The sequence below is a fragment of the Caballeronia terrestris genome (assembly GCF_001544515.1).
GTDB classification, from domain to species: domain Bacteria; phylum Pseudomonadota; class Gammaproteobacteria; order Burkholderiales; family Burkholderiaceae; genus Caballeronia; species Caballeronia terrestris.
This window is the reverse complement of the sequence record NZ_FCOL02000374.1, coordinates 1-1,526: the sequence shown is the minus strand read 5'-3', so window position 1 is coordinate 1,526 and position 1,526 is coordinate 1. Positions and strand designations below refer to the sequence as shown.

The following is a 1,526-nucleotide window of genomic DNA, read 5'->3' as shown; positions in this document are numbered from 1 at the left end:
CTTTTCTCCAGCGCGTTGTTGCACCCGGCGGTCCGCAGAATCCGACACCTTTTACTTGGCTCGCTTCCATTCGTTGATCGGGATGATCTCTCCGTCGGACGTCTTGACGGGGGACCCGGTCGTGGTCAGTTTGTCGCCGCTCAAGACGACCTTCTGCTTGCGAACTGCTCCGTCGAATGCCGGAGACGTACTGGACTCGACGTTATAAATTAGGGTGCTGGTGGACTCGTCGACTGTATATGTTCCGTAGTAGGCGAGGACAGGACCGATGGGCACGCGCGGATTGGCGACCGTCTTCGGGCGGTCCTTGCCCATGAGAAAGAACGCCACATGACCGGTGGGATCCAGCATGAGGTTGCCGGACGCCCAGGGAACGATTGTCTTGCCGTTGGCGAGCTTCTCCGATCCGGATGTCAAGGTCCAGGTGCCGACCACCTGCTGTTTCAGGTTCTGCGCACCCGCTGGAAACGCGGCGCCTGCGCACATAAAGGGCGAATAAGGTCTTTGTAACTGGGCCACGTCGATTCATCGCGCTTTCCGTACATCGTAATACGTGACAGGCAGCCTATGCGCCGAACACGGCCGAAATCGTTTCTGTTCCGGCCGCGAGGTCACTCAAAGGCATCACCCGTCGCCCGCACGTCCGTGCAGCAACGCGTGAAAGAATATTAGTGGTTTGTAACAGAAATGATAGCTTTACCGGCGCGCGGCGAGACATCCCGATGGTCTGCCACTTGTACACTATGCCACCGAGTGAAATGACGCCCACTTCGGTGCGGTTCTGCTGATGGTCGACTCGGCCGTCAGATTTTTCGACGCACGAACAGCAACCGGTGGCCGCGCTTGCATCAGGCAATGCGCGAGTATGGACATACCAATTCCGAATTCGCGATTTTTGCGAGCAGTACGGAGGCAGCCCGCTGGTCGTTGCCGCACCACCATCACTTGAAGTGACTTCCTCGCGCTGATAATAAGGCCGGACGGGTTCGCTGGGAGGTTAAAATACCAACGCTCGTCTAGTTCATCTACGGTATCTGAGTTTTTGCCCCGTGCTGTCTCGATGCGTCTCATAGTCGCCTGCGACGATGAACGACCTTGGTCACTGATTCCCGGGCGGGCGCGGTACGGGGACGGTTGTCACCATGTTCGGATGGGGGTTCCTCTCGTGTCCGGTTGAATAGTCGCGATTGCGTGCTTCAAAACCATTTGAACGCCGCTGGCTGCTGCGCGTCAAATGGAATGAACGCCCCCACCTACGAAATGGGTGACGCCGAAGAGGCGGACCCTCACGGGCCGACGGCATCAAAGTGCCCAATGGAAGATCATTAAGGTCTTCACAGGCTAACCGGAGGCTCCAAAATGAAGTATTCGACGGTCGGGGTGGACATTGCGAAGAACGTCTTCCAGCTTCACTGGGTGGATGCCGGCACGGGCGAGATTGTGAACAAGCAACTGAAGCGTGCCGCGTTCCTCGAGCATTTTGCGAATCGCGAACCTTGCCTCATCGGAATGGAGGCCTGCGGTGG

At 57.5% G+C, this 1,526-nt stretch carries 1 protein-coding gene and 1 pseudogene; one reads left to right on the top strand and one right to left on the bottom strand.

All coding sequences use genetic code 11. The features are described from left to right. Window positions 1–51: 51 nt before the first annotated feature. Window positions 52–519: a lipocalin-like domain-containing protein gene (locus AWB67_RS37530; protein ID WP_125474292.1), complete on the bottom strand. Its 468-nt coding sequence runs from the start codon at window positions 517–519 to the stop codon at window positions 52–54. An 840-nt stretch (window positions 520–1,359) separates the two neighbouring features. On the opposite strand from AWB67_RS37530, the pseudogene AWB67_RS40415 reads away from it, so the two are divergent. After that, window positions 1,360–1,526, top strand: a pseudogene (locus AWB67_RS40415) (IS110 family transposase); the annotation flags it as partial.